This is a genomic window from Vibrio sp. CJQ_6, assembly GCF_043106745.1.
Classification (GTDB): Bacteria; Pseudomonadota; Gammaproteobacteria; order Enterobacterales; family Vibrionaceae; genus Vibrio; species Vibrio furnissii.
Genome location: NZ_JBICMV010000037.1, coordinates 42509 through 65990 on the forward strand (window position 1 = coordinate 42509; position 23482 = coordinate 65990).

At 51.0% G+C, this 23482-nt stretch carries 19 protein-coding genes; 13 read left to right on the plus strand and 6 right to left on the minus strand.

Translation table 11 applies throughout. The features are described from left to right. The first annotated feature begins 16 nt into the window (after positions 1-16). The 3 genes from mazG (at position 17) to eno (ending at position 4041) form a co-directional block, all read left to right on the plus strand. On the plus strand, positions 17-817 hold the full coding sequence (gene mazG / locus ACF8PK_RS21890; RefSeq protein ID WP_154180397.1) for a nucleoside triphosphate pyrophosphohydrolase: 801 nt from the start codon (positions 17-19) through the stop codon (positions 815-817). Positions 818-1022: 205 nt separating this feature from the next. After that, the gene (locus tag ACF8PK_RS21895; protein ID WP_004729128.1) at positions 1023-2660 is read left to right on the plus strand and encodes a CTP synthase; all 1638 of its coding nucleotides are present in this window, start codon (positions 1023-1025) and stop codon (positions 2658-2660) included. Between the two features lie 79 nt (positions 2661-2739). After that, the gene (eno, locus tag ACF8PK_RS21900) at positions 2740-4041 is read left to right on the plus strand and encodes a phosphopyruvate hydratase (protein WP_143680329.1); all 1302 of its coding nucleotides are present in this window, start codon (positions 2740-2742) and stop codon (positions 4039-4041) included. Between the two features lie 117 nt (positions 4042-4158). On the opposite strand, the gene ACF8PK_RS21905 is transcribed toward eno, so the two are convergent. After that, entirely contained in the window at positions 4159-5373 is a 1215-nt protein-coding gene (locus tag ACF8PK_RS21905) for a multifunctional CCA addition/repair protein (RefSeq protein WP_392443565.1), read from the minus strand. Between the two features lie 89 nt (positions 5374-5462). Here ACF8PK_RS21905 and ACF8PK_RS21910 point away from each other — a divergent pair, with 89 nt between their 5' ends. Together ACF8PK_RS21910 and ACF8PK_RS21915 are read left to right on the plus strand one after the other, a co-directional pair. Continuing rightward, positions 5463-7055 carry an AAA family ATPase gene (locus ACF8PK_RS21910; protein ID WP_392443568.1) on the plus strand — a complete coding sequence of 531 codons (1593 nt, stop codon included), beginning with the start codon at positions 5463-5465 and terminating at the stop codon, positions 7053-7055. Further along, a complete protein-coding gene (locus ACF8PK_RS21915; protein ID WP_392443569.1) occupies positions 7055-7942 on the plus strand; it encodes a general secretion pathway protein GspB in 888 nt (295 codons plus the stop codon). Before ACF8PK_RS21910 ends, ACF8PK_RS21915 begins: the two co-directional genes overlap by 1 nt. A gap of 40 nt (positions 7943-7982) precedes the next feature. Here the strand turns inward: ACF8PK_RS21915 and ACF8PK_RS21920 are convergent, their stop codons facing one another. From ACF8PK_RS21920 to ACF8PK_RS21930, 3 genes are all read right to left on the minus strand, one after another. Next, positions 7983-8591: a TIGR04211 family SH3 domain-containing protein gene (locus tag ACF8PK_RS21920; protein ID WP_038152710.1), complete on the minus strand. Its 609-nt coding sequence runs from the start codon at positions 8589-8591 to the stop codon at positions 7983-7985. A 167-nt stretch (positions 8592-8758) separates the two neighbouring features. Further along, the gene (locus ACF8PK_RS21925) at positions 8759-10018 is read right to left on the minus strand and encodes an inorganic phosphate transporter (RefSeq protein ID WP_004729118.1); all 1260 of its coding nucleotides are present in this window, start codon (positions 10016-10018) and stop codon (positions 8759-8761) included. Positions 10019-10170: 152 nt separating this feature from the next. Beyond that, positions 10171-10851, minus strand: a complete 681-nt coding sequence (locus tag ACF8PK_RS21930; protein ID WP_038152709.1) for a TIGR00153 family protein — start codon at positions 10849-10851, stop codon at positions 10171-10173. 205 nt (positions 10852-11056) lie between these two features. Here ACF8PK_RS21930 and ACF8PK_RS21935 point away from each other — a divergent pair, with 205 nt between their 5' ends. After that, entirely contained in the window at positions 11057-12574 is a 1518-nt protein-coding gene (locus ACF8PK_RS21935) for a CYTH domain-containing protein (RefSeq protein WP_392443573.1), read from the plus strand. Between the two features lie 24 nt (positions 12575-12598). Here ACF8PK_RS21935 and ACF8PK_RS21940 read toward each other — a convergent pair whose 3' ends face one another. Further along, complete coding sequence (locus ACF8PK_RS21940; protein WP_041942666.1) at positions 12599-13384, minus strand: potassium channel family protein; 786 nt, start codon at positions 13382-13384, stop codon at positions 12599-12601. 93 nt (positions 13385-13477) lie between these two features. Here ACF8PK_RS21940 and ACF8PK_RS21945 point away from each other — a divergent pair, with 93 nt between their 5' ends. From ACF8PK_RS21945 to hldE, 3 genes are all read left to right on the plus strand, one after another. Continuing rightward, positions 13478-14734 (plus strand): methyl-accepting chemotaxis protein, encoded by a 1257-nt coding sequence (locus ACF8PK_RS21945; RefSeq protein ID WP_014204449.1) that lies wholly within the window; start codon positions 13478-13480, stop codon positions 14732-14734. A gap of 101 nt (positions 14735-14835) precedes the next feature. Beyond that, on the plus strand, positions 14836-17682 hold the full coding sequence (glnE, locus tag ACF8PK_RS21950) for a bifunctional [glutamate--ammonia ligase]-adenylyl-L-tyrosine phosphorylase/[glutamate--ammonia-ligase] adenylyltransferase (protein WP_158140190.1): 2847 nt from the start codon (positions 14836-14838) through the stop codon (positions 17680-17682). A gap of 62 nt (positions 17683-17744) precedes the next feature. Then, positions 17745-19175 carry a bifunctional D-glycero-beta-D-manno-heptose-7-phosphate kinase/D-glycero-beta-D-manno-heptose 1-phosphate adenylyltransferase HldE gene (hldE, locus tag ACF8PK_RS21955; RefSeq protein WP_004729107.1) on the plus strand — a complete coding sequence of 477 codons (1431 nt, stop codon included), beginning with the start codon at positions 17745-17747 and terminating at the stop codon, positions 19173-19175. Between the two features lie 98 nt (positions 19176-19273). On the opposite strand, the gene tolC is transcribed toward hldE, so the two are convergent. Then, a complete protein-coding gene (tolC, locus tag ACF8PK_RS21960; protein WP_055466512.1) occupies positions 19274-20593 on the minus strand; it encodes an outer membrane channel protein TolC in 1320 nt (439 codons plus the stop codon). 234 nt (positions 20594-20827) lie between these two features. Here tolC and nudF point away from each other — a divergent pair, with 234 nt between their 5' ends. The 4 genes from nudF to yqiA are packed head-to-tail and all read left to right on the plus strand — an operon-like array spanning position 20828 to position 23322. Next, complete coding sequence (gene nudF / locus ACF8PK_RS21965; protein ID WP_038152695.1) at positions 20828-21457, plus strand: ADP-ribose diphosphatase; 630 nt, start codon at positions 20828-20830, stop codon at positions 21455-21457. Beyond that, entirely contained in the window at positions 21445-21894 is a 450-nt protein-coding gene (locus tag ACF8PK_RS21970) for a DUF1249 family protein (RefSeq protein ID WP_038152693.1), read from the plus strand. The genes nudF and ACF8PK_RS21970 overlap by 13 nt, the downstream gene beginning before the upstream one ends. A 17-nt stretch (positions 21895-21911) precedes the next feature. Then, positions 21912-22733 (plus strand): 3',5'-cyclic-AMP phosphodiesterase, encoded by an 822-nt coding sequence (gene cpdA / locus ACF8PK_RS21975; protein WP_014204453.1) that lies wholly within the window; start codon positions 21912-21914, stop codon positions 22731-22733. A 1-nt stretch (position 22734) separates the two neighbouring features. Next, the gene (yqiA, locus tag ACF8PK_RS21980; RefSeq protein WP_004729098.1) at positions 22735-23322 is read left to right on the plus strand and encodes an esterase YqiA; all 588 of its coding nucleotides are present in this window, start codon (positions 22735-22737) and stop codon (positions 23320-23322) included. Positions 23323-23482 lie beyond the last annotated feature (160 nt).

The window sequence follows — 23482 nt, forward strand, 5'->3', positions numbered from 1 at the left end:
AAAGGACATCTGTCGTATGCCTCATCCAATCGAACACCTTGAACACATCATGGCCAGCCTGCGCGATCCGCAAACCGGCTGTCCGTGGGATCAACAGCAAACCTTCGACACCATTGTGCCGCACACCATCGAAGAGACGTTTGAGGTGGTGGATGCCATTCACAATCAAGATTGGCCGAATTTGCAGGAAGAGTTGGGGGATTTGCTGTTTCAGGTGATTTTCTACAGCCAACTGGCCAAAGAGCAGGGACTGTTTGAGTTTCGCGATGTGGTGGATTCGGTCAATGAGAAGCTCACTCGCCGTCATCCGCACGTGTTTGGCGACGCAAGCTTTGCCGACGAAGCGGCGCTCAATGCCAACTGGGAAGCGGAAAAAGCCAAAGAAAAAGCCAAGGCAGGCAAAAGCGAACAAAGTATTCTAGACTCTATACCACACTCATTACCGGCGTTATCCAAGGCCAATAAAATCCAGAAAAAGTGCGCGAAATACGGCTTTGACTGGAAAACGCTTGGGCCGGTGGTGGATAAAGTTCACGAAGAGATCGATGAAGTGATGGCCGAAGTGCTACAGGTCGATGTGGATGAACAGAAAGTGGAAGAAGAGCTGGGTGATCTGCTGTTTGCGACCGTCAATTTAGTGCGCCATTTGGGCAAGGATCCGGAAGTGGCGCTGATGAAGGCCAATCACAAGTTTGTGCGTCGTTTTCAAGGGGTGGAAGCCCAGGTTCATGCGCAAGGTAAACATCTGCAACATTTTTCTTTGTCGGAGCTCGATGCGATGTGGGAGACCGTCAAACGCCAAGAAAAGGCGCAGTAGCGGCGTTTGCAGGGTGTTGCGTTGTCCTTCCGCAGGAAGTGAAATAAAAACGAATGGAAATCCCTGAACTTCACTTTGATTTGAAGCAAAAAATAAAAAACTGAGTGTGATAGATTTCACGTTGTGGCGATAAATGGGTTCTGGTATAGTTTCGTCCCGTCCAGAAGAAATCCATTTCCCTCATTCAACCAATTTCAGGTTAAACATGACGACAAATTATATTTTTGTTACTGGCGGGGTTGTATCCTCTCTAGGTAAAGGTATTGCAGCAGCATCTCTTGCAGCGATTTTAGAAGCTCGTGGTCTTAAAGTGACTATGATGAAGCTTGACCCTTACATCAACGTTGACCCAGGCACAATGAGCCCAACTCAACACGGTGAAGTGTTCGTTACGGAAGATGGCGCGGAAACTGACCTAGACCTTGGTCACTACGAGCGTTTCATTCGTACCAAAATGACCAAGCGCAACAACTTCACTGCAGGTCGTGTTTACGCTGACGTTCTACGTAAAGAACGCCGTGGCGACTACCTGGGTGCAACCATTCAGGTTATCCCTCATATTACAAACGCGATCAAAGATCGTGTCATTGCTGGCTCTGAAGGCCACGATATCGCCATCGTTGAAGTTGGCGGTACAGTCGGTGACATCGAGTCACTGCCATTCATGGAAGCAATTCGTCAGCTTGCGATCGAAGTGGGCCGCGAAAACGCGATGTTCATGCACCTGACGCTGGTTCCTTACCTCGCTGCAGCAGGCGAGGTGAAAACGAAGCCAACACAACACTCAGTGAAAGAACTACTGTCTATCGGTATTCAGCCTGATATCTTGGTTTGCCGTAGCGATCGCATGATCCCTGCCAACGAACGTAAGAAAATCGCACTGTTCTGTAACGTGGCTGAAAAAGCTGTGATCTCCATGAAAGACGTGGATTCGATCTACAAGATTCCTCAACTGATCCGCTCTCAAGGTCTAGATGATCTGGTGTGTACTCGTTTTGGTATCAGCGCGCCAGAAGCGGACCTGTCTGAATGGGAACAGGTGATCTACGAAGAAGCAAACCCAACCGGTGAAGTCACGATTGGTATGGTCGGTAAGTACATCGAACTGCCGGATGCGTATAAATCGGTGAACGAAGCGTTGAAACACGCAGGCCTGAAAAACCGCCTAAGCGTGACCATTAAATACATCGATTCTCAAGATGTTGAGACCAAAGGTGCTGATATCCTTGATGGTCTTGATGCGATTTTGGTACCAGGTGGCTTTGGCGATCGTGGTATCGAAGGGAAGATTCGTGCGGCGCAATACGCACGTGAAAACAACATTCCTTACCTGGGTATCTGTTTAGGTATGCAGGTCGCACTGATCGAATACGCGCGCAACGTCGCGGGTATGGAAGGTGCACATTCAACAGAATTTAACAAAGACACCAAATACCCTGTGGTAGGCTTGATCACCGAATGGGTCGACGAGCAAGGTAACGTTGAAGAACGTACTGAAGCGTCAGATCTGGGTGGTACCATGCGTTTGGGTTCACAGCTGTGTCACCTTGCAAAAGGTTCAAAAGCTTACGAACTGTACGGCAGCGCTACGATTCACGAGCGTCACCGTCACCGTTACGAAGTGAACAACAACCTGCGTCCACAAATTGAAAAAGCAGGTCTGAAAGTGTCTGGTTTGTCTGCTGATAAGAAACTGGTAGAAGTGATTGAGAACCCGGCTCACCCTTGGTTTGTCGCGGCTCAATTCCACCCAGAATTCACATCAACGCCTCGCGATGGCCACCCATTGTTTGCAGGCTTTGTGAAAGCTGCAGGTCAGTTCCAGCGCGGCGAATTGAAGTAAAAAAGGATATGGGTAGCGGCTTGCGTTGTGCGGCTACCCGTTTAGTTTTGACATTTAAATTCAATGAGAGGAAACATTAATGTCTAAGATCGTTAAAGTTCTAGGTCGTGAAATCATCGACTCACGTGGTAACCCAACTGTTGAAGCTGAAGTTCACCTAGAAGGCGGTTTCGTAGGTATGGCTGCTGCACCATCAGGTGCATCAACTGGTTCTCGTGAAGCTCTTGAGCTGCGTGATGGCGACAAATCTCGTTTCCTAGGTAAAGGCGTACTGAAAGCGATCGCTGCAGTAAACGGTCCTATCGCTGAAGCGCTAGTGGGCAAAGATGCGAAAGACCAAGCAACTGTTGACCAAATCATGATCGACCTAGATGGCACTGAAAACAAATCTAACTTCGGTGCAAACGCAATCCTAGCTGTATCTCTAGCAAACGCGAAAGCAGCAGCAGCTTCTAAAGGCATGCCTCTGTACGAGCACATCGCTGAACTGAACGGCACTGCAGGTCAATTCTCTATGCCTCTACCAATGATGAACATCATCAACGGTGGTGAGCACGCAGACAACAACGTTGATATCCAAGAATTCATGATTCAACCAGTTGGCGCGAAAACTCTGAAAGAAGCGGTACGTATCGGTTCTGAAGTATTCCACAACCTAGCTAAAGTTCTGAAAGCAAAAGGTTACAACACTGCAGTTGGTGACGAAGGTGGTTTCGCTCCTAACCTGAAATCTAACGCAGAAGCACTAGAAGTTATCGCAGAAGCAGTTGCAGCAGCTGGCTACGTTCTGGGTAAAGACGTGACTCTAGCGATGGACTGTGCAGCATCTGAGTTCTTCGACAAAGACGCTGGCATCTACAACATGAAAGGCGAAGGCAAAACCTTCACTTCTGAAGAGTTCAACCACTACCTAGCAGAGCTAGTTGAGAAGTTCCCAATCGTTTCTATCGAAGACGGCCTGGACGAGTCTGACTGGAATGGTTTCGCACACCAAACTCAACTGCTGGGCAACAAGATCCAACTTGTTGGTGACGACCTGTTCGTAACTAACACTAAGATCCTTGCTGAAGGTATCGAGAAAGGCATCGCGAACTCTATCCTGATCAAATTCAACCAAATCGGTTCTCTGACTGAGACTCTAGCTGCAATCAAGATGGCTAAAGATGCAGGTTACACTGCAGTAATCTCTCACCGTTCAGGCGAAACTGAAGATGCAACTATCGCTGACCTAGCGGTAGGTACTGCAGCAGGCCAAATCAAAACTGGTTCTATGAGCCGTTCTGACCGCGTTGCTAAGTACAACCAACTGATCCGTATCGAAGAAGCACTGGGCGAACGTGCACCTTTCAACGGTCTGAAAGAAGTGAAAGGCCAAGCTTAATTCAAAGCTTAGCGTTGACGCTTAAAAAAGCCCCGCATTGCGGGGCTTTTTGCGTTTAAGCCACTGGGTTTAGCGCGGTGGCGTTTCGAGCTTGGGCTCGGCGCCAAACCTCTGCGTTTAGCCCCCATTCTGAATGGCATGGACTCGGCGCTTATCCAGCTCGTCACGAATCAGCTTGCCACCAAAGCCTGCGGCGATCACCTGCTGCACATCCACGTTGAGCGCGGCGCGATACGCGCGCAGAAAGATATCCCGTTGTGGATAGGGGTTCTGTTCTAGCCCCAAACGTCCCCGATGGTCCGCTTCGCAGCACAGCAGTACTTCATCGAGTCGCTGCGGTTTACGCCAGACATCCAGTTGATTGAGCACTTTGAGTTTGGTTGCCGGTTTGAGTTCGGCGGCGCGATGAACATTGGAATGTTGCGCGCACACCGCCAAGGCTAAGTCACGAAACTCATTGGGCACTTTGACGCGCGCGCACAAGGCTTCAATCAGCTTCAATCCGGTATGGCAGTGCAACTTGTGACTCGGCCATTCGCTGGCTGGCGTCACGCCTTTGCCGAGGTCGTGCACCTGCGCGGCAAAGCGCACCGTGAGCGATTCCGACAGCAGCGCTGCTTGTTCGGCCACCATCAGCGTGTGCACGCCGGTATCGATTTCCGGATGCCATTTTTCAGGCTGAGGCACACCAAACAAACGGTCGAGTTCTGGCAGTACGATCTGCAATGCACCGCACTCACGCAGGACTTGCAGAAAAATATGCGGGCTTTGCGTCGACAGCGATTTGTGCCACTCCTGCCAGACGCGCTCGGGTGTCAGGTGTGCCAGTTCACCTGAAGCGCTGATGCGCTGCATTAAGGCCAGGGTTTCATCGGCGACGGAAAACCCCAGATGCGCGAGTTTGGCGGCAAAACGGGCCACCCGCAGCACTCGCAATGGATCTTCGACAAACGCTTCCGAGACATGACGCAGCACGCGATCATGCAGATCACGTTGGCCCCCGTAGGGGTCGATCAGCGTGCCGTCTTGATCTTGCGCCATGGCGTTGATGGTAAGATCGCGGCGCTGTAGATCTGCTTCTAACGTCACATCGGGCGCAAAATGGCAGGCGAAACCGGTATAACCCGCCCCCGTTTTACGTTCCGTGCGCGCTAGGGCGTGCTCTTCACGGGTTTTCGGATGCAGAAACACCGGAAAGTCTTTGCCGACGGCCTGAAAGCCAGCCTGTAGCATGGCGTCTGGGCTACTGCCCACCACGACCCAATCTTTGTCATATACTGGAAGCTGAAGCAATTGGTCGCGAACTGCGCCGCCCACGAGATAAATTTGCACCACGGAACCTCAATAATTACGTTTATGGCGTTGGATAATCATAGTCACAATGATACTTTGCGCCTAATGACATTCAAAGAGACGAGCGCATGTATCCAGAATTTTTCGGCCTGATAGAACATCCGTTCTCGATTGTGCCCAATTCTCGGTATTTATATTTAAGTCAACGACATAAAGAAGCGATGGCTCACCTTCAAGCCGGACTGGGCGATGGTGGTGGCTTTGCCATGTTGACCGGTGAAGTGGGCACAGGCAAAACCACGGTCGCCAAAGCCATCTTAGCGGGCTTGCCCGCCCAGACTCGCGCAGGGTTTATTCTCAATCCCACTTTTTCTGAGCGCGAGCTGCTCGAAGCGATTTGCGATGAGTTTGCGATCAAATACCCAGCGCAGGCGACGCTCAAACAACTCAGCCAAGTGCTGTATCAGTTTCTGCTCAATGAATACGCCAACGGCATTCAAGTGTTGCTGGTGATTGATGAAGCGCAGCACCTAGCGCCCGATGTGCTGGAGCAACTGCGCTTGCTCACCAATTTAGAAACTGAAAGCCGCAAGCTGTTGAAAGTACTTTTGATTGGCCAGCCTGAACTGCAATACAAATTGCAATTGCCCCAGTTGCGTCAGTTGGCGCAGCGCATCACCGGGCGTTACCATTTGCTGCCGCTCGATGTCAGTGAAACCGCACACTACATTCGTTTTCGCCTACAACAGGCTGGTGGGGACGGCCATTTGTTCTCTGCGCGCAGCGCCAAATGGATTGCACAGCAAACTCATGGGATTCCGCGTTTGATCAATCTGGTGTGCGATGCCGCATTGAAAAGCGCGTATCAGGCAGGAGAACGCACCCTCAGTTTGGAGCGGGTACAGCAAGCGTGTACGCAAATCATGAGTTTCCAGTCGACGGTGTATCAGCCTCAGGGGCAGGCAAGGGCGCGACGTTTTCCGCTTGTCGGCGTGATGTCTGCGCTCCTTGGGATTGGTTTGGCGGCAGCAATCGCTTATGGGATGCCGCCATACCTTAACCAGATGATTCAACACCAGTGGCCATTGCCAGCGCCCGTACAAGCGTCTGAGCAGACGGTTTTCCCCAAAACGGTCGAAGATGCGTTGAAAGGTGCCACCGACCGTGAGCAGGCGATGAGAGCCTTGTACGCTGTTTGGGGATATGAGGCGTCCGTGATCGAAAGTTTTTGTCAGCGTTCGGCGTCATCGTCATTAGAGTGCGAGCAGAACATGGGGGATTGGCAACGCTTAGCGGCATTGAATCTGCCCGTGGTATTGACGCTCAACTGGCAGGGGCTGCGCACGTACGCCGTGCTGTACCGCATGCAGGGAGAAGACGTTGAACTGTTGATCCAAGGGCAGCGCGTGCGCATTGGCCGCGAGTGGATCGAGCCGTTATGGCAGGGCGAGTATCGCGTGGTCTGGCAACCGTCGTTCTATCAGACATTGCGCACGGGCATGCGCGGTGAGGCCATCACGCTGCTAGACGCTAAGTTGTCTCGTTTACTGGGCGAACCTGAGCGCCATGTCACCGAGTATGACCAAGAGGTGAAACGCAAAGTAGAAATTTTTCAGCGTTGGCAGCATATGCAAGTCGATGGGATTGCCGGACGCCAGACGCTACGTCAGTTGGATTTGCTCACGCAGCAACACGGCCCACGCCTGATGGAGGTGCAGTAATGTCTCAGGTGATGAAAGCGCTGCAGCGCTCTGAGCTCAGCCATCAACAATACACCGGATATGCCATGGGCATGGCGCCGATGGAGCAAGCGAGCGCACCACAGCGAGGGTTTCGTTGGTATCACGCCTTGTGGCTTACACTGCCGGGCTTGGCCACAGTTGCCGTGCTCGGTTACCAAGGAATTGAACGCCAGCAACTTGCGATTGCGCAGCAGGCCGCTACTCCGCCAGCGGTGATTGATGTGGCGGCGCCGTATCAGCAATTGGCGTATCCCGACTTTGGCCCGCTCATTCGCACCCATGTTGAGGTGCCCAGATTTGATGAGGAATCCAAGTTTGATGACGTGGCGAATGGGGCCAACGTTGCGCTAAATCAGACTGAATCGAACAAGGCGCAACCTGATCGCGCCGAAGCGACTACCACTACCGCAGCCCAAAAGCGTCAGCCGATTCAATCCACGGCGACAGTCGTGACCGCCAAAGCGGCACCGAGTTCGAACGCACAAGTCGAGCAGCAGAGCCAGATGGCGCTGAGTGAATTGGATCTCAGTCAGCTGTCGCCTGAAATGGCCGCCAGAGTGGAATCGATTCTTAAAGCCAATCATGAAGCAGACCACAGCGCACCAGCGTCATCGACAGCGCAAGCGCTGCCCTTGGTGCAACACAGCGATGAGTTGACGGGGAGATTACCAGCGATGAACTTTCAAACTCACGTGTACGCCAGCAATGCGGTGAAGCGGTGGGTCAAAGTCAACGGCGTCGAGTATCACGAAGGGGATAAGATGGGGGATGACGTGCAGTTAGTGGCAATCAAGCCGCAAAGCACCATTGTGCGGTTTAGAAATCAGCAGATAGAAATTCCAGCGCTTTACGATTGGCGCGGATAAAAAAACGGTCACTGCGAAGTGACCGTTTTTTACATCAGGCTTATGCCCAACCCGCCGGGTTGCGTTTACGACGAGGGATAATGTGTGGCAGAACCAAGCCAAATAGCAGGCCGCCCCCTGCAACACCACCACCGTACATGAAGTATTTCAGCAGCAGGTCTTCTTTTTGCGTGTCTAGCTTGGCGCGCAGCTCACGCACTTCGCTTTGTGAGGCGGTCAGCTGTTTGCTGATGTCACTGTAGTTCTTTTCCAGCTCAGCAATCTGTTTGTTACGCACTTCCAGAGAGTCAACCAGACCGGCCTTTTCGCTGTCAGCATTTTGACGAGCATTCGCCAGTTTGCTCTTCACGTCAGTCAGTTCTTTTTCCAGTTGCGGCAGGCGCACCGCCATGCTCACATCGCGTGTTACGAAACGGCTCTCTACCCAACCGGTGCGGCCACGTTCGTCGACGATCTGAGTGTAATCTGTCTCTTTGTTTGTGTTGATGAGTTTCACTTTCTCACCCGCATCAATACTGCCAATAATGCGATATTGGTTACTCGGGCCTGAGTGCATGTAAGTAAACAATTTGTCCGCAATATAGCGGTCTTGTGCAAACGTTGGTGCAGCCAACATGGAAAATAGCACCATGCAGATCAGTTTTTTCACGGTAAATCCCTTGTTATGACGAGTTTGGCATGAAAAGCCATTGTGTTTGATTGCCAAATAGTAAGAACTTTCCACATGCGGTGCAACAAAGAAGGGAGGCAAAGCCTCCCTTTCTGTGCGTTTGAGTCAATAATGACAAAGCGCTTACATACGACTGACGTGGCGGTTTATGCGAAAACAGCCTGAATTGCGTAGAAGAAGACCACGGCCAGCAATGCACCTGCAGGCAGAGTCACAATCCATGACGCCACGATATTACGCACGACGCCCAAGTTCAATGCCGCGATACCACGTGCAAAACCGACACCCAGAACCGCACCAACCAGTGTTTGTGTGGTTGAGATAGGCAGGCCAGTTCCTGAAGCGAGTACAACGGTTGAAGCAGTTGCCAACTGAGCGGCAAAGCCACGGCTTGGTGTCAGCTCGGTGATACCGGTACCGATGGTTGCCATCACTTTGTGACCCAGTGTGGCGAGACCCACCACGATGCCCAGACCACCCATTGGTAGAATCCACCATGCGATAGAACTTTTCGCAGTCACTTCACCCAGATGGCTTACAGTCGATACAACCGCTGATAGGGGACCAATCGCGTTGGCGACGTCGTTTGAACCATGCGCAAATGCCATTGCACACGCGGTGATCACCATCAGAATACTAAAGATGCTTTCGACGCCACTGTAGCTGCGGTCTTCATCGCGGTTCGCGAATTTTTTCTGAATATACAGGTAGCCACCCACCATCACGATGGTAGAAATGATCGCAGCGCACACCCAAGCTTCAGAGCTAGAGAGGTGCAGACCCACGTGTTTAAGACCTTTCTTGATGGTTACCAGTGCAATCACCATGGTGGTGATGAACATGTACACAGGGACGAAGCGTTTCGCGTTGAATAGCGGGTCTTCGGTATCAAAAATCAGGCGTTGTGCGCTGACGAAGATGATGTAAGCAAAGATACCAGAGATTACCGGTGTCACAATCCAACTGCCCACGATGCCTTGAACTGAACCCCAGTCCACCGCTTCTGTACCCACAGAAACACAAGCAAAACCGATGATGGCACCAATGATAGAGTGCGTGGTTGACACGGGCCAGCCCATGTAAGATGCGAGAAGAAGCCAAGTACCCGCTGCCAGCAGTGCTGACATCATGCCGTAGACTAGAACGTCGGGTTGGCTCGCAAAAAGAGATGTTTCGATAACACCGTTACGGATGGTTTCGGTAACTTCGCCGCCCGCCAGATAGGCGCCCGCAAATTCAAAGATCATCGCGATGATGATCGCTTGTTTCACGGTCAGTGCTTTAGAACCAACGGAGGTGCCCATTGCATTGGCCACGTCGTTCGCGCCAATACCAATTGCCATGAGAAAACCGAAGATCGCAGCAACAATAATCAGGATAGTACCGTAGTTCGTAAGGATATCCATCGTAATACCTAGTTGTTTATAACAAGCGGAGCGTATTCGAATCGTGCTTTTTTTGACACGAGAAAAGCCCATCAGCGAGGAAAATATTCAACGCCTAATCCGTGGTCTTTTCGAAAAATAGTGCTCTTAGTTATTTGGTTAACTTTAATGATTTAAGAACGAGACAGCATGACTTCCAGACGAGCACCAACGCGCTGTGCCTGGTCGGCAATACCACCTACCCACTCAAAAATTTTGTATAAGAACATCACATCGATTGGGTTCATGGTAGATTCAATCGCCATCAGTTGTTGGCGCAGGCGAATCTGCATGGCATCGGTGTCATCTTCAATCACATCCAGTTGATGGATCATCTCAGCCACAAGTGTTACTTCACGGCCTTTAAATCCAGTTTCCAATAACTCATCGAGCTCATTGATGACTTTCTGTGCTTGGTTTGCTGCATCGAGACAACGTTTAATATAAGCAAGGAAGTTTTCTTGAAGAGGCTCAGGAATAACGAGTTGACGACCGTAAACACGGCCAGCGATGTCTTTCGCAAGGTTGGCAAGTTTATCTTGTTGAGTCAGAAGTTCGAGCATGTCGGTACGATCAACTGGCAAAAACAAACCGCGAGGAAGTTTTAGACGAATTTCACGCTTTAACACATCAGCTTCTTTCTCAAGATGAGAAATTTGTGCGCGAATTTCTGCTGCTTTTTCCCAATCACCTTTGGCACAAACTTCAAAGAAGTTGATGAGGTGAGAGCAACATTCATTGACACACACAACGTGTCGTTGCAAAGGCTTAATAGGGGACTTTGCAAATAACCCCATGATTGTATTTACTGGCATGGTCATTCAACCTAATTGCTATAACCTAAAAAGAACATAAACCATTCTATGGTGAAATGTTGAGCGTTGGCTATAAAGGCGCGCATGTTAACCCATTCAATGGCGCATTTAAACTGTTTTAGATCATCAAACTGCCGATATTTCTTTCTTGCCCCGGTGTCTATTAGGCAATATCCTGTCGCTATCTGCTTCGAAAGGTATGGCTATGGAAACCGAGATAGAACTGAAGTTTTTTGTTTCTCCTGAATTTTCAGAAGTTTTACTGAAAAAAATTTCTGAAACCAAAGTACTTCAGCATAGTTGTCGTGAGTTAGGAAATACCTACTTTGATTCTCCCGACAACTGGTTACGCCAACATGACATCGGACTTCGTATCCGCCGTTTTGATGACGTGTTTGTTCAAACCGTGAAAACGGCGGGGCGCGTGGTCGCAGGCTTGCACCAAAGACCGGAGTACAACGCAGAACATCATTGTAATGAGCCGGATTTGTCGCTGCACCCTGCAGACATTTGGCCGGCGGAGCGTGATGTGGCGACCCTGCAATCGGAATTGGTTGCGCTATTCTCGACGAACTTTAACCGTGAGCAATGGTTGATTGGCATGCCGGATGGTAGCCAAATCGAAGTGGCTTTCGACCAAGGTGTGGTGGTCGCAGGTGACCGAGAAGCACCGATTTGTGAAGTGGAACTGGAGCTGAAATCCGGTCAGACCGATGCGCTATTTACGCTCGCACGCCAATTGTGTGAACAGGGCGGCATGCGTTTAGGCAACATGAGTAAAGCGGCGCGCGGGTATCGCTTGGCGGCGGACTATCAAGGAGATGAAGTGGCACCGTTGGCCCTGGTGAATACGCAGAGCCAAGATACGGTGGAATCGTGCTTTATTAACTCGTTAGAGCATGCACTGTCGCATTGGCATCACCATGAGCAAATTTACACCGAGCGCGATTCGATTCCTGCCTTGCATGAAATCAGTCATGCCATCAGTTTTATTCGTCAGGTGTTGGCCGTGTACGGCGGGGTGGTACCGCGTCGCGCCAGTGCCATTCTACGCCAAGAGCTGAAATGGCTTGAAGGCGAACTGACGTGGCTTAAGCAATACGATTACCTGAATGAATTGCTTGAAGACAAAGGGTACGCGCTGCGTAAACTGGATGCGCGTAAATTCCTGATCAGCGAACTGAAGCAACTGCAAGATGCTTTGCCGCAGCGTGAAGAGATGCTGAAACTGCTCAACTCGGCTCGCTATACCGGATTACTGCTGGATCTCAGTCGCTGGATTCTAACGCGTGGCTGGCAGCCGTTCTTGGATGACAAAGCGCGCGAGAAAATGGCGCTCAACATTCATCATTTTGCGGTGAAACAACTGAGCCGCGCGTGGGCCGAGTTGCAAGAGGTCTTCCCGCCGGATCGCCAGTTGGCTTGTCAGGAATACATCGACCAGCAGTATCGTTTGATGCGCAGCCTATATACCGGCATCAGCTTTGCCAGCCTGTTCGACCCAGAAGAGCGCCAAGCGTTTCGTCTGCCATTAGCGGACTTGCTGCACGGCATTGATGACTTACTGACGCTCAAACCGGTGGAAGCCATGGCGGAGCGTTTGGAAGGCGACGAGCAAGAGCAGCTCAAACGTTGGTTGATCCGTCAGGAGAACTCCATCCTGCACGCGATGGAACAGACGCGGATTATCAGTCTGGAAACCTCGCCTTACTGGCGTGAATAATCACTACTCGATTGAAAGGGATGCTTAGGCATCCCTTTTGTTTACCCGCGTTTGACGGTCCCGATCGACGCGTTCTTCCAACTCTTTCAATCGCAAAATGATCTCGTGTTGCTGGGTCACCATTTGCTTGATCAAGCGTTCCTGATTTTCCGAGCGCGCCGTTTGGCTGTGATCCGGTGAAGAGAGGAACGAAGCGATCAAACCAGAAATCATACCGAACATCCCCACACCGCACACGATCATCACTGACGCGACAATTTTACCGGCCAAGGTCACTGGATAATGATCGCCATACCCCACGGTCGAGATCGTCACCAGTGCCCACCACAAGGCTTCCCCTCCATCAGTGATGTTGGCGTTGGGATCTTGGGTTTCAAAGAACAGCATCATGCTCGATCCCAGCGTCAGCAACACCACCAACAGCAACAGAATGGTTGCCAAAGTGGTTTCTCGGCGGTTGGCCAACAATTGGCGCAGCACCATGCGCCCGGATCGGATCACCAAGATCACGCGCAAAATGTGAAAGATACGGGCAAAACGCAACGGCTCGATGGCCGGAATGCTGGCCAAAATGTCTATCCAATGGCGTTTCAGAAATTGCACGCGATCTGTGGCGCGGATCAAATCTATGCTGAGTTGCAGGATAAAAATGCTACAGATGACAAAATCAAGGCCGATAAGAACCTGTCGCGTTTCATGTTCAACCGGGACAAACAACAAGCCTGAGATCACAAATAGCGCCATGAATGACAGGATCAGCGACAATAAGCTCATTGGCCGGGTTTCATCTTTGATATCATCGTTTTTCATACGAAGCTCGAAATAAATAAGTTTGCCGCTTGCCTGAAAGTGGCAATCAATCATGAATGTTTTCAATATAAAAGACTTAATGGAGAACTGACAATGGCGAGGATGGTTTTTAAACCGTGGGAGCGTGTGATCACGGACATTCGGCTGGTTCCAAAAATGATCCTGTTGATGGTCTTCAGTACCGCGTTGATCATTGGCAAACAGTTGTCAGATGCCAGCACATTCTATGACTCGCTCTTGGCGGCGACACAAAGCGTTGAGGTGGCACAAAAGCATTACGATGCGTATCTGATGCAAGTGGTGTGGCAAACTGGGTTGATGATTGTGGTGTTTGTGGTGCTGCTGCTGTTTGCCGCGCGCATTATGCTGCGTCAGACGCAATACCTCAGTGATGCGATCAATCAAATGGCAAGTCGCGACCTGTCTGAGCCGATCGGCATGGCATGTAAAGACGAGTACGGCGACGTGGCGCGCGAATTGGAAAAGACCCGTTTGCAACTGCAAGAGTTGATCAAAACGCAAGTTAACGCCTCGCAAGAGCTGACAGCGTTGACCGAAGTCATGACCATGAGCATGTCGGAAACCAAAGAATCGGCGCAAGAAGAATTCCAAGAGATTGACCAACTGGCGACGGCGATGAGCGAAATGTCGTCTACCGTTCAAACGGTGGCCGAGCATGCACAAAATGCCTCCTCGCTCACAGAAAATGCGTCGCACCAAGCCAGCACAGGCCAGCGTTTTGTGAAACAGACCATCGGTAAGATGAGTGAGCTGTCGAAAGACATTTCCGCATCGGCAGGTGCGGTGAATCAGGTTGAAGAGCGCGTGGTGGCGATCGGCAGCGTGGTCGGCACCATTCAAGGCATCTCTGAACAAACCAACTTATTGGCTCTGAATGCCGCGATTGAAGCAGCGCGCGCGGGCGAAGCGGGTCGCGGTTTTGCGGTGGTGGCCGATGAAGTGCGTAACCTTGCGCAGCGCACGCAACACGCGACGGTGGAAATTCAAGACATGATTTCTCATCTGCAAGCGAGTGCCAACTCCGCGGTCGATCTGATGGAAAAAAGCGTGGTGGAAGCTGCTGATGGTGTGGAACTGGTCACCAATGCCGGCCGCGAATTGGATGGTATCGTCCAACAAGTGCAGCAAATTAACGACATGAATTTCCAAATCGCGACGGCGGCCAGCCAACAAACCAGCGTCGCGGAAGAGATGAACCAGAATCTGACCAATGTGCGTGAGCTGGTGGAAGCATCGGTCACGGTGGTCAGTGAATTGCTGGAAACCTCCGAAATCATGCAAAGCAATGCGGAAGAGTTGGATCGTAAAATTACCGTGTTTAAAGTCTGATTGTTCCACACGATGAAAGAACGCCCACAATTGATTTGTGGGCGTTTTTTATTGGTTCAAGTCTGTTATAACTACACTATTCGTAGAGACAAGGATGCATCATGTCATTGCCGCCAAAACTTGAGGCTCATGCCGACCATCAATATCAACTGCTTCTTGAGCAACAGCCGGTGATTGCCGACTGGGACAGCGACTATCAACAGCAACTCAAAACCGTGCTCGGCTTTAGCCAATTTGTCAGCGACGTCTTGCAGCGTGACGCAGGGTTGTGTCGTGAACTACCGGCGATGCTGGCGAGCACGCAGCGCAGTGAGCATTATCGTCAACATCTCAATGTCCTCCTCAGCGAGTGCCAGGATGAAACGCAAGGCCAGCGCGTGTTGCGTCAGTTTCGCAACCGCGAAATGGTGTGCATCGCGTGGCGTGATTTTCTCGCCAGCTGGACTTTGGATGAGAGCCTCGAGCACCTGTCGCAACTGGCGGAAGCGCTGATTTTTGAAACCTATCAATGGCAGTATCACATCTGTTGCCAAGAGTGGGGCACGCCGTGCAATGCCGAAGGGCAAGCACAACCCATGCTGATCATTGGGATGGGCAAGCTCGGTGGCGGGGAACTGAACTTCTCTTCCGATATCGACCTGATCTTCACCTATCCCGAAAATGGCGAAACGCAGGGTACACGCCGCTCCATCGCCAACGCGCAATTCTTTACCCGTTTGGGCCAGCGCATCATCAAGATGTTGGATCAACACACCTTTGATGGCTTCTGCTATCGCGTCGACATGCGTTTGCGTCCGTTTGGCGAAAGTGGACCATTGGTGATGAGCTATGCGGCGCTGGAGGATTACTATCAAGAACAAGGGCGCGACTGGGAACGTTACGCGATGATCAAAGGGCGCGTGATGGGGCGGGAAATGTACTCGCAGTATCAAGAGCTGCGCCAGATGCTGCGTCCGTTTGTGTTTCGCCGTTACATCGACTTTAGTGCGATTCAATCATTGCGCCGCATGAAATCGATGATCAGCAGCGAAGTGCGTCGCCGCGGCTTGAGTAACAACATCAAGCTCGGCGCCGGTGGCATTCGTGAAATTGAATTTATCGCGCAAGTGTTCCAGTTGATTCGGGGCGGCCGTGAGCCTGCGCTGCGTCAGCGTGGTCTCTTGGAAACGCTGCAGGCGATTGGCGAGCTGGCTCTGCTCACAGAGCAAGAAGTTGCGGCGCTCACCGAGGCCTATCGCTTCCTGCGCCGATTGGAAAACCTGCTGCAAGCCTTGGCTGATAAGCAAACCCAGACGTTACCTGACAAAGCGGACGATCAACTGCGTTTGGCGGTGGCGATGAATTTTGCCTCTTGGCAGGCGCTGTTGGATGATGTGCAGGCACACATGGGACGCGTTCATGCGGTGTTTGCCAATCTCATCGGCGATGAAGGGGATGAGGAAGACGATGCGATTGCGGCGCACTTTCATGAGCTGTGGGACATGGCGCACAAGCGCGACGTGATTGAACACGTGATTGAACATGATTTGTCACGTGCGCAAAGCGAGGCGATGGCGACCACTGTCATTCAGTTTAAAGAGGATTTGGCCAAGCGCACCATTGGCCCGCGAGGGCGAGACGTGCTCAATCGTCTGATGCCCAAAGTGTATCAAGCCATCTTTGCCCATCCGGATGCCGAATTTGGTCTGTCGCGCGTGTTATCGCTGCTGCACAGCATTGCCACACGCACCACGTACTTGGAACTGCTGGACGAACATCCTGCGGCGCTGACGCAACTGGTACGTTTGTGTACTGCCAGCCCGATGATTTCTGAGCAACTGGCGCGCTACCCGATTTTGCTTGATGAGCTGATCGACCCACATCATCTGTACAATCCAATTGCGTTGGATGGGTACAAAACTGAGCTGCGTGATTTTCTGGCCCGTATTCCGGAAGATGACATGGAACAGCAGATGGAAGGGCTGCGTCAGTTCAAACAGATTTGTATTTTGAAAATTGCTGCCGCCGACATTGCGGGCGTACTTCCGGTAATGAAAGTGAGCGATCACTTAACTTATCTCGCTGAAGCGATTGTGGAAGCGGTGATCCATCAGGCGTGGCTGCAAGTCAGTGCCAAATACGGTGAACCCACCCACCTTCACGACCGCGCTGGGAAAGGCTTTGCGGTGGTCGGCTATGGCAAAGTGGGCGGTTGGGAACTGGGCTATAACTCGGATCTCGACATCGTGTTTATTCACGACTGCCCGGTCGATGCCAATACCGATGGCGTGAAAGAGATCGACGGTCGTCAGTTTTACTTGCGCTTGGCGCAGCGCGTGATCCATATTTTCTCCACTCGCACCGCGTCTGGCATTTTGTATGACGTGGACACTCGCTTACGTCCGTCTGGCGCGTCCGGTCTATTGGTCAGCCCGATTGATGCGTTTGAAGCGTATCAACGTGAAGATGCGTGGACTTGGGAACATCAAGCGCTGGTGCGGGCGCGCGTCATTTACGGCGATGAACCGCTACAACAGGCGTTTCTTGCCACGCGTCACGCCATTTTGTCGTTGCCGCGTGATGAGGACCAGCTCAAGAAAGAGGTGGTCGAGATGCGTCAGAAAATGCGCGAACACCTCGGGGGCAAAAAAGCTGGCCGCTTCATGCTCAAGCAAGATGTGGGCGGCATTACCGACATTGAATTTTTGGCGCAGTACCTGGTGCTACGCTACAGTCATGACAAACCTAAGCTGACGCGTTGGTCAGATAACGTGAGAATTTTTGAATCATTGCTCACGCAAGGTGTCATGGAAGAAGAACAGGCGATGGCGCTGACGAATGCTTACACCAGCATGCGAAACCAGATCCATCACCGCAACCTACTCAATCAGGACGCGGACGTCAGTGAGACGAAATTCGTGACGGAGCGTGAGCAGGTGAAACGCGTTTGGCAACAGTGGTTGGGCTGATGCTTTAGCCACAAAAAGGGCTGTGATACACTCCGCCCAGTCATAAATATTGGAGATCCATAATGAAACCAATCCTACCTGACTACAGCAATGCTGGGGTTTTGATTATTGGCGATGTGATGCTTGACCGTTATTGGTATGGACCAACGGGTCGCATCTCGCCAGAAGCTCCGGTGCCTGTGGTAAAAGTAGAGCAGAACGAAGAGCGTCCGGGCGGTGCAGCGAACGTTGCGATGAACATTGCCTCTCTCGGCGGTCAGGCGCATATCATTGGTTTAACTGGGATGGATGAACCGGCTCAGGTTTTGTCAGACAAGCTCACGTCGTTAAACGTGACGTGTGATTTTGTCGCACTGCCTGATTACCCAACCATCACGAAGCTGCGCGTCTTAAGCCGTGGCCAGCAACTGATTCGTCTCGATTTTGAAGACAAATTTGAAAACACCGATCCACAACTCATTCTGTCACGCATGGCACAGGCGTTGCCACAGGTGAAAGCGGTGATTCTGTCCGATTACGCCAAAGGCGCGTTGGAACACGTGCAACAGTTCATTCAAACCGCGCGTGCGGCGGGTGTACCGGTGTTTATCGACCCGAAAGGTGCCGATTTTGAACGCTACCGCGGTGCGACCTTACTGACGCCAAACATGTCTGAATTTGAACAGGTCGTGGGCAAAGTGAAGACCAATGAAGAGTTGGTGGCCAAAGGCGAGGCGCTGATCGAACAGTTTGATCTGGAAGCCCTGTTGGTGACTCGCAGCGAAAACGGCATGACCTTGCTGCGTCGTGGCATGGATCCGTTCCATCTGCCGACACAAGCCAAAGAAGTGTACGACGTGACCGGCGCAGGCGATACCGTGATCTCGGTACTGGCCGCATCGGTTTCAGCGGGCAAAGCGTTGGATGAAGCGTGCGCTTTGGCCAATGCTGCTGCGGGTGTCGTGGTCGGCAAACTGGGGACTTCAACCGTGTCAACCATCGAACTGGCAGAAGCGATTCATGGCAGTAAAGATACCGATTTTGGCGTGATTGATGAAGCATCACTGATTGAAGCGGTGAAAAAAGCGCAAGCACGCGGTGAGAAAGTGGTGATGACCAACGGGTGTTTCGACATTCTGCATGCGGGCCATGTTTCTTACCTCAATCATGCAGCTGAGCTGGGCGATCGTTTGATTGTCGCAGTCAACACGGATGAGTCGGTGAAGCGTCTGAAAGGCCCCGGTCGTCCGGTGAACCCAACGGAGCGTCGCATGGCGGTATTGGCCGGTTTGGGCGCGGTGGATTGGGTGGTGCCTTTTGCTGAAGATACGCCACAACGTTTGATCGCTGAAGTTTTACCGGATTTGCTGGTGAAAGGCGGCGATTACAAACCGGAAGAGATTGCGGGTGGCAAAGAAGTGATTGCGGCGGGTGGCAAGGTGCAAGTGCTGAACTTTGAAGACGGCTGCTCAACCACAGAAATTATCGAAGCAATCAAAGGTGGCCGTGGTTAATCCCAGCGCTGCATGATGCATCGACAATAAAAAGGGCTCACGAGGTGAGCCCTTTTTACGAGAACTGACCGCCACACAGTGTGTGACGAACAGGCACTTTATTTCTTCATGGCTTTCAGGCCAGCGTTGACATCCACGATGTCTTGCTCGCTGAGTGTGCCCACCGCTTGACGCAGTTGCAGCACGCTGATGATGTAGTTGTAACGTGCATCAGACAGGTTTTTCTTCACGCTGTACAGTGTACGCGTTGCGTCAAGAACGTCAACGATGGTACGAGTACCCACATCAAAACCTGCTTCAGTGGCATCCAACGCAGACTGCGCAGAAATCACCGATTGCTCATACGCACGCACTGAACCGATCGACGCGTTGATGTTGTTGTTGTACGCACGTACATTTTTCACCACGCTGCGGTATGCCGCTTCCAGATCTTGGCTGGCTGCGACGTACGCGTATTCCGCTTGTTTGGTTTGAGACGACACATTACCACCGCTGTAGAGTGGAATGGTCAGGTTCAGACCAATGTTGAAGTCGTTATTTTCGTGGTAAGTGTTGTAGCTGCTGTAGTTGTCGTTGTATTCACGACCGTAGTTGTAGCCACCATCCAGTGTTAGTGAAGGTAAGTGACCCGAGCTTGCCAGCGAGATGTTGTCTTTCGCAACATCTTGCGAGATGCGTGCAGACAACAGAGACAAGTTTTTCTCTTGTGCTTTCTCAATCAGCGCTTCCATGGAATCGGCGGTGCGGCTGGTGGAGAAACGGTTGGTGTCGAGCACACTCAGGTTGGTGTGTTCTTGACCGGTGATTTCACGCAATGACTCGTAGCTGTTGATCAGGGCGTTTTCGGCCAGCACTTCATCAGCCAGCACGGTATCGTATTGTGCTTGTGCATCATGAACGTCAGTGATGGCAGACAAGCCCACTTCAAAACGTTGTTTGGTTTGCTCGAGTTGGCGGCCAACGGCGGCTTTTTCCGCACGAACAAATTCCAAGTTATCTTGCGCGCTCAACACGTCAAAGTAGGCTTGCGCCACGCGCAACATCAGACTTTGCTGAGTGTCGGCGTATTGGGCGTCAGCTTGACGGGCTTGTTTCTCAGACGTATCCAGAGAAACCCAGCTTGAACGGTCATACAATTCTTGCGAGAAGTTGATGCCTGCGCTCAGTTTGTCGCTATCGCGAAGATCAACATCACTACGGTTAATGTTGTAACCCGCAGTCAAATTGATTTGTGGCAAAAGAGAGCTGCGGCTTGAGTTGATCGCTTCAAACGCTGCGTCACGTTGTGCCGCTGCACTCAGCAGTTGAGGATCGTTTTGTTTTGCTTGATCGTAAATTTGTGCAAGGTCATCTGCAGATGCTTGAGCACTTAGGCTGCCTAGTGTTGCACTAATTAGTAGTGGAAGCAGTTTTTTCATTAGTCCTATTCCTGCCTGAATATGAAAGGAGTTACGCTTTCGAGAGTGTAACTCAAATTGATGGTATTTCACTCGAAACTTTGCACTTTTTTACACTTAGCTGTCCATTTGTGCAATAAAAATCGTATATTAACTTAAATATAAATGTAACTTTTGTATAAAAAGTTGAGCAAGGTCCTTGGAAGTAACAAAAATTCATGAGTAAACTATAAGATTCACTGAGAGAGGTTTCTAATGCAGCAGTCTGAACGGTCGCCAGGAGCATTTACTCCGAATGATGTTGAAATTGTCTCGACCGAGACATTGTTTCAAGGATTTTTCCGAATGGTGAAGTATCGGTTTAAGCATCGATTATTTCAAGGCGGGTGGAGTCAGACAATTGAACGAGAAATGTTTGAGCGCGGTCATGCCGCCGCAGTCTTGCCTTATGATCCCATTCGAGATCAGGTGGTGATGATCGAACAAATTCGAGTGGGCGCATTAGAACATGAACATCCTTGGCAGCTGGAAATTGTCGCCGGCATCATCGATCGCGATGAAACGGCAGAACAAGTCGTTCGCCGTGAAGCGGAAGAAGAAGCTGGGATCTCGGTCAAACGAACCGAGAAAATAACCGCCTATTATCCTTCTTCCGGGGGATGTTCTGAAAAACTCGATGTCTACGTAGGAGAAGTGGATGCTTCCCTCGCTCATGGTGTCCATGGTTTGGACGATGAAGGGGAAGATATTCAAGTTCACGTCATGTCACGGCAGGACGCGTATCAATGCGTGAAAGATGGACGAATCGAGAATGGTGCCTCGATAATCGCACTCCAATGGTTGGAGCTAAACCACGAGAATTTACGATCACAATGGCAGCAATGACAGCATTAAAAAAAACGTATCATGTTGATTTACCTGAACTGATGCGGACTTATGAAACCAACTACGCCAAGTTGAACGCTTTGTTGCCCGCGCAACCGAGCGTCGGTGACGTGCGTTGTTATCAAGCTGCACATTTAACGTATCAGCTACAAGTGCTGGAAGTCACAAAGTACACAACTTTGGTGGAGATTTGTCAAAGTGATGATATTTCGATATTTCCATTACCAACCATGTCTGTCAGGCTATATCACGATGCGCGTGTTGCAGAAGTACTGACCACTGATCAGCTTAACCGGGTATTGGCACGTTACGATTACCCGAATGAGAAAATGGTGCAAAAGGACGAGAAGGCACAAATCAATCGTTTTCTGGGAGACTGGCTGACATTTTGCCTGAAAAGAGGCATTAGCCGCGCCCCCATTCACATCAATCAATAGCATTAGGTTTATAGATTTTGAACGTGTCGTCCAGTTTAGAGAATTCCGACAGCATCAAGTTAGTGCAAATCACGGACACGCATCTGTTCGCACCCGATGATGGGAGCCTGCTGAGCGTCAACACCGCAGACAGCTTTCTCGCAGTGGTCGAAGCGATTTCGGCGCAACGATTGGAATTTGATGCCATTTTGGCGACCGGCGATATTTCGCAGGATCACACGGCGGAGTCCTATCACCGTTTTGCCCAAGGCATTCAACCGTTAGAGAAAACATGTTTCTGGTTGCCCGGTAACCACGATTACAAACCCAACATGGGCAGTGTGCTGCCGTCTGAGCAGATTCATGCGCCTGACCACGTCCTGTTGGGCGATCATTGGCAAATGATTTTGCTGGATTCGCAAGTCGTGGGCGTTCCCCACGGCCGATTGAGCGATCAGCAATTGGCCCTGCTGGAAGCGCAATTGTCGGCACATCCGACGCGTTATACTTTGGTGTTGTTGCATCATCATCCGTTGCTGGTGGGTAGTGCTTGGCTTGACCAACACACGCTCAAAGACAGCGAGGCATTCTGGGCCATCGTTGAACGCCATCAGAACGTCAAAGCGGTATTGTGTGGGCACGTGCATCAGGATATGGATCGCATGCATCACGGTGTGCGCGTCATGGCGACGCCTTCCACCTGCGTGCAATTCAAACCTAATTCGGATGACTTTGCGCTCGACAAATGTTCGCCCGGTTGGCGTGAGTTAGCGTTGCATGCCGATGGCCGAGTGACCACACAGGTCAAACGCTTAGCCAAAGGTCAGTTTCAACCCGATTTCACCTCCAGCGGATATTAATATGTCGAATCTCCCATCGCTACTGCTCTACATTCACGGTTTCAACAGTTCACCTCTGTCGCACAAAGCGCAAGTGATGCAGCAGTACTGCGCGGCGAACCGCCCGGATATCAAGGTCGTGGTGCCCAAGTTGCCTTCGTTTCCGAAACAAGCCGCGGCATATCTGGTCGATGTGGTGAACCAGTACAAAGATGATTATCAGATTGGCTTGGTTGGCAGCTCGCTCGGTGGGTATTTGTCGACGTGGCTCAATCACCAATTTGGGTTTCGTGCCGTGCTGGTGAATCCGGCCGTGAAACCGTACGAATTATTAGCCAATTTTTTGGGTGAACAACAAAACCCTTACACGCAGGAACGTTATGTTCTGGCGGCTGAGCATATTGATGAATTAAAAGCGTTGGATACCCCGACGTTGCGTGCACCACAAGACTTCTGGTTGCTGCAACAAACCGGCGACGAAGTGCTAGATTATCGCCAAGCGGTGGACAAGTATCGTCACGCCCGTCAAACGATTGAAGAGGGCGGCGATCACAGTTTTGTCGATTTTGAACGGTATCCGGCCCAAATCATTCATTTCTTAAATCTCTGACCTTTTCATTGAGGGAAGAGTCATAATTTTGCTCGTTACTTACTGATGTCGCTTGACATCAGCGAGCCTCTTCCAGACTATGTTTCTCTTGGACTTTCCTCGTTTATGGCGCCGGAAAAAGCGGCAAAGCGCCTGCTAATTCATCAAAAATAAAGCGTTC

Bases quoted from the DNA above. Each gene is read 5' to 3' on its own strand.
- ACF8PK_RS21935 (WP_392443573.1), top strand. From the start codon at position 11,057: ATGGAAACCGAGATAGAACTGAAGTTTTTTGTTTCTCCTGAATTTTCA.
- ACF8PK_RS21895 (WP_004729128.1), top strand. From the start codon at position 1,023: ATGACGACAAATTATATTTTTGTTACTGGCGGGGTTGTATCCTCTCTA.
- ACF8PK_RS21940 (WP_041942666.1), bottom strand. From the start codon at position 13,384: ATGAAAAACGATGATATCAAAGATGAAACCCGGCCAATGAGCTTATTG.
- tolC (WP_055466512.1), bottom strand. From the start codon at position 20,593: ATGAAAAAACTGCTTCCACTACTAATTAGTGCAACACTAGGCAGCCTA.
- ACF8PK_RS21930 (WP_038152709.1), bottom strand. From the start codon at position 10,851: ATGCCAGTAAATACAATCATGGGGTTATTTGCAAAGTCCCCTATTAAG.
- yqiA (WP_004729098.1), top strand. From the start codon at position 22,735: ATGTCGAATCTCCCATCGCTACTGCTCTACATTCACGGTTTCAACAGT.
- ACF8PK_RS21925 (WP_004729118.1), bottom strand. From the start codon at position 10,018: ATGGATATCCTTACGAACTACGGTACTATCCTGATTATTGTTGCTGCG.
- ACF8PK_RS21915 (WP_392443569.1), top strand. From the start codon at position 7,055: ATGTCTCAGGTGATGAAAGCGCTGCAGCGCTCTGAGCTCAGCCATCAA.
- eno (WP_143680329.1), top strand. From the start codon at position 2,740: ATGTCTAAGATCGTTAAAGTTCTAGGTCGTGAAATCATCGACTCACGT.
- glnE (WP_158140190.1), top strand. From the start codon at position 14,836: ATGTCATTGCCGCCAAAACTTGAGGCTCATGCCGACCATCAATATCAA.
- ACF8PK_RS21970 (WP_038152693.1), top strand. From the start codon at position 21,445: ATGGCAGCAATGACAGCATTAAAAAAAACGTATCATGTTGATTTACCT.
- ACF8PK_RS21910 (WP_392443568.1), top strand. From the start codon at position 5,463: ATGTATCCAGAATTTTTCGGCCTGATAGAACATCCGTTCTCGATTGTG.
- mazG (WP_154180397.1), top strand. From the start codon at position 17: ATGCCTCATCCAATCGAACACCTTGAACACATCATGGCCAGCCTGCGC.
- ACF8PK_RS21945 (WP_014204449.1), top strand. From the start codon at position 13,478: ATGGCGAGGATGGTTTTTAAACCGTGGGAGCGTGTGATCACGGACATT.
- hldE (WP_004729107.1), top strand. From the start codon at position 17,745: ATGAAACCAATCCTACCTGACTACAGCAATGCTGGGGTTTTGATTATT.
- nudF (WP_038152695.1), top strand. From the start codon at position 20,828: ATGCAGCAGTCTGAACGGTCGCCAGGAGCATTTACTCCGAATGATGTT.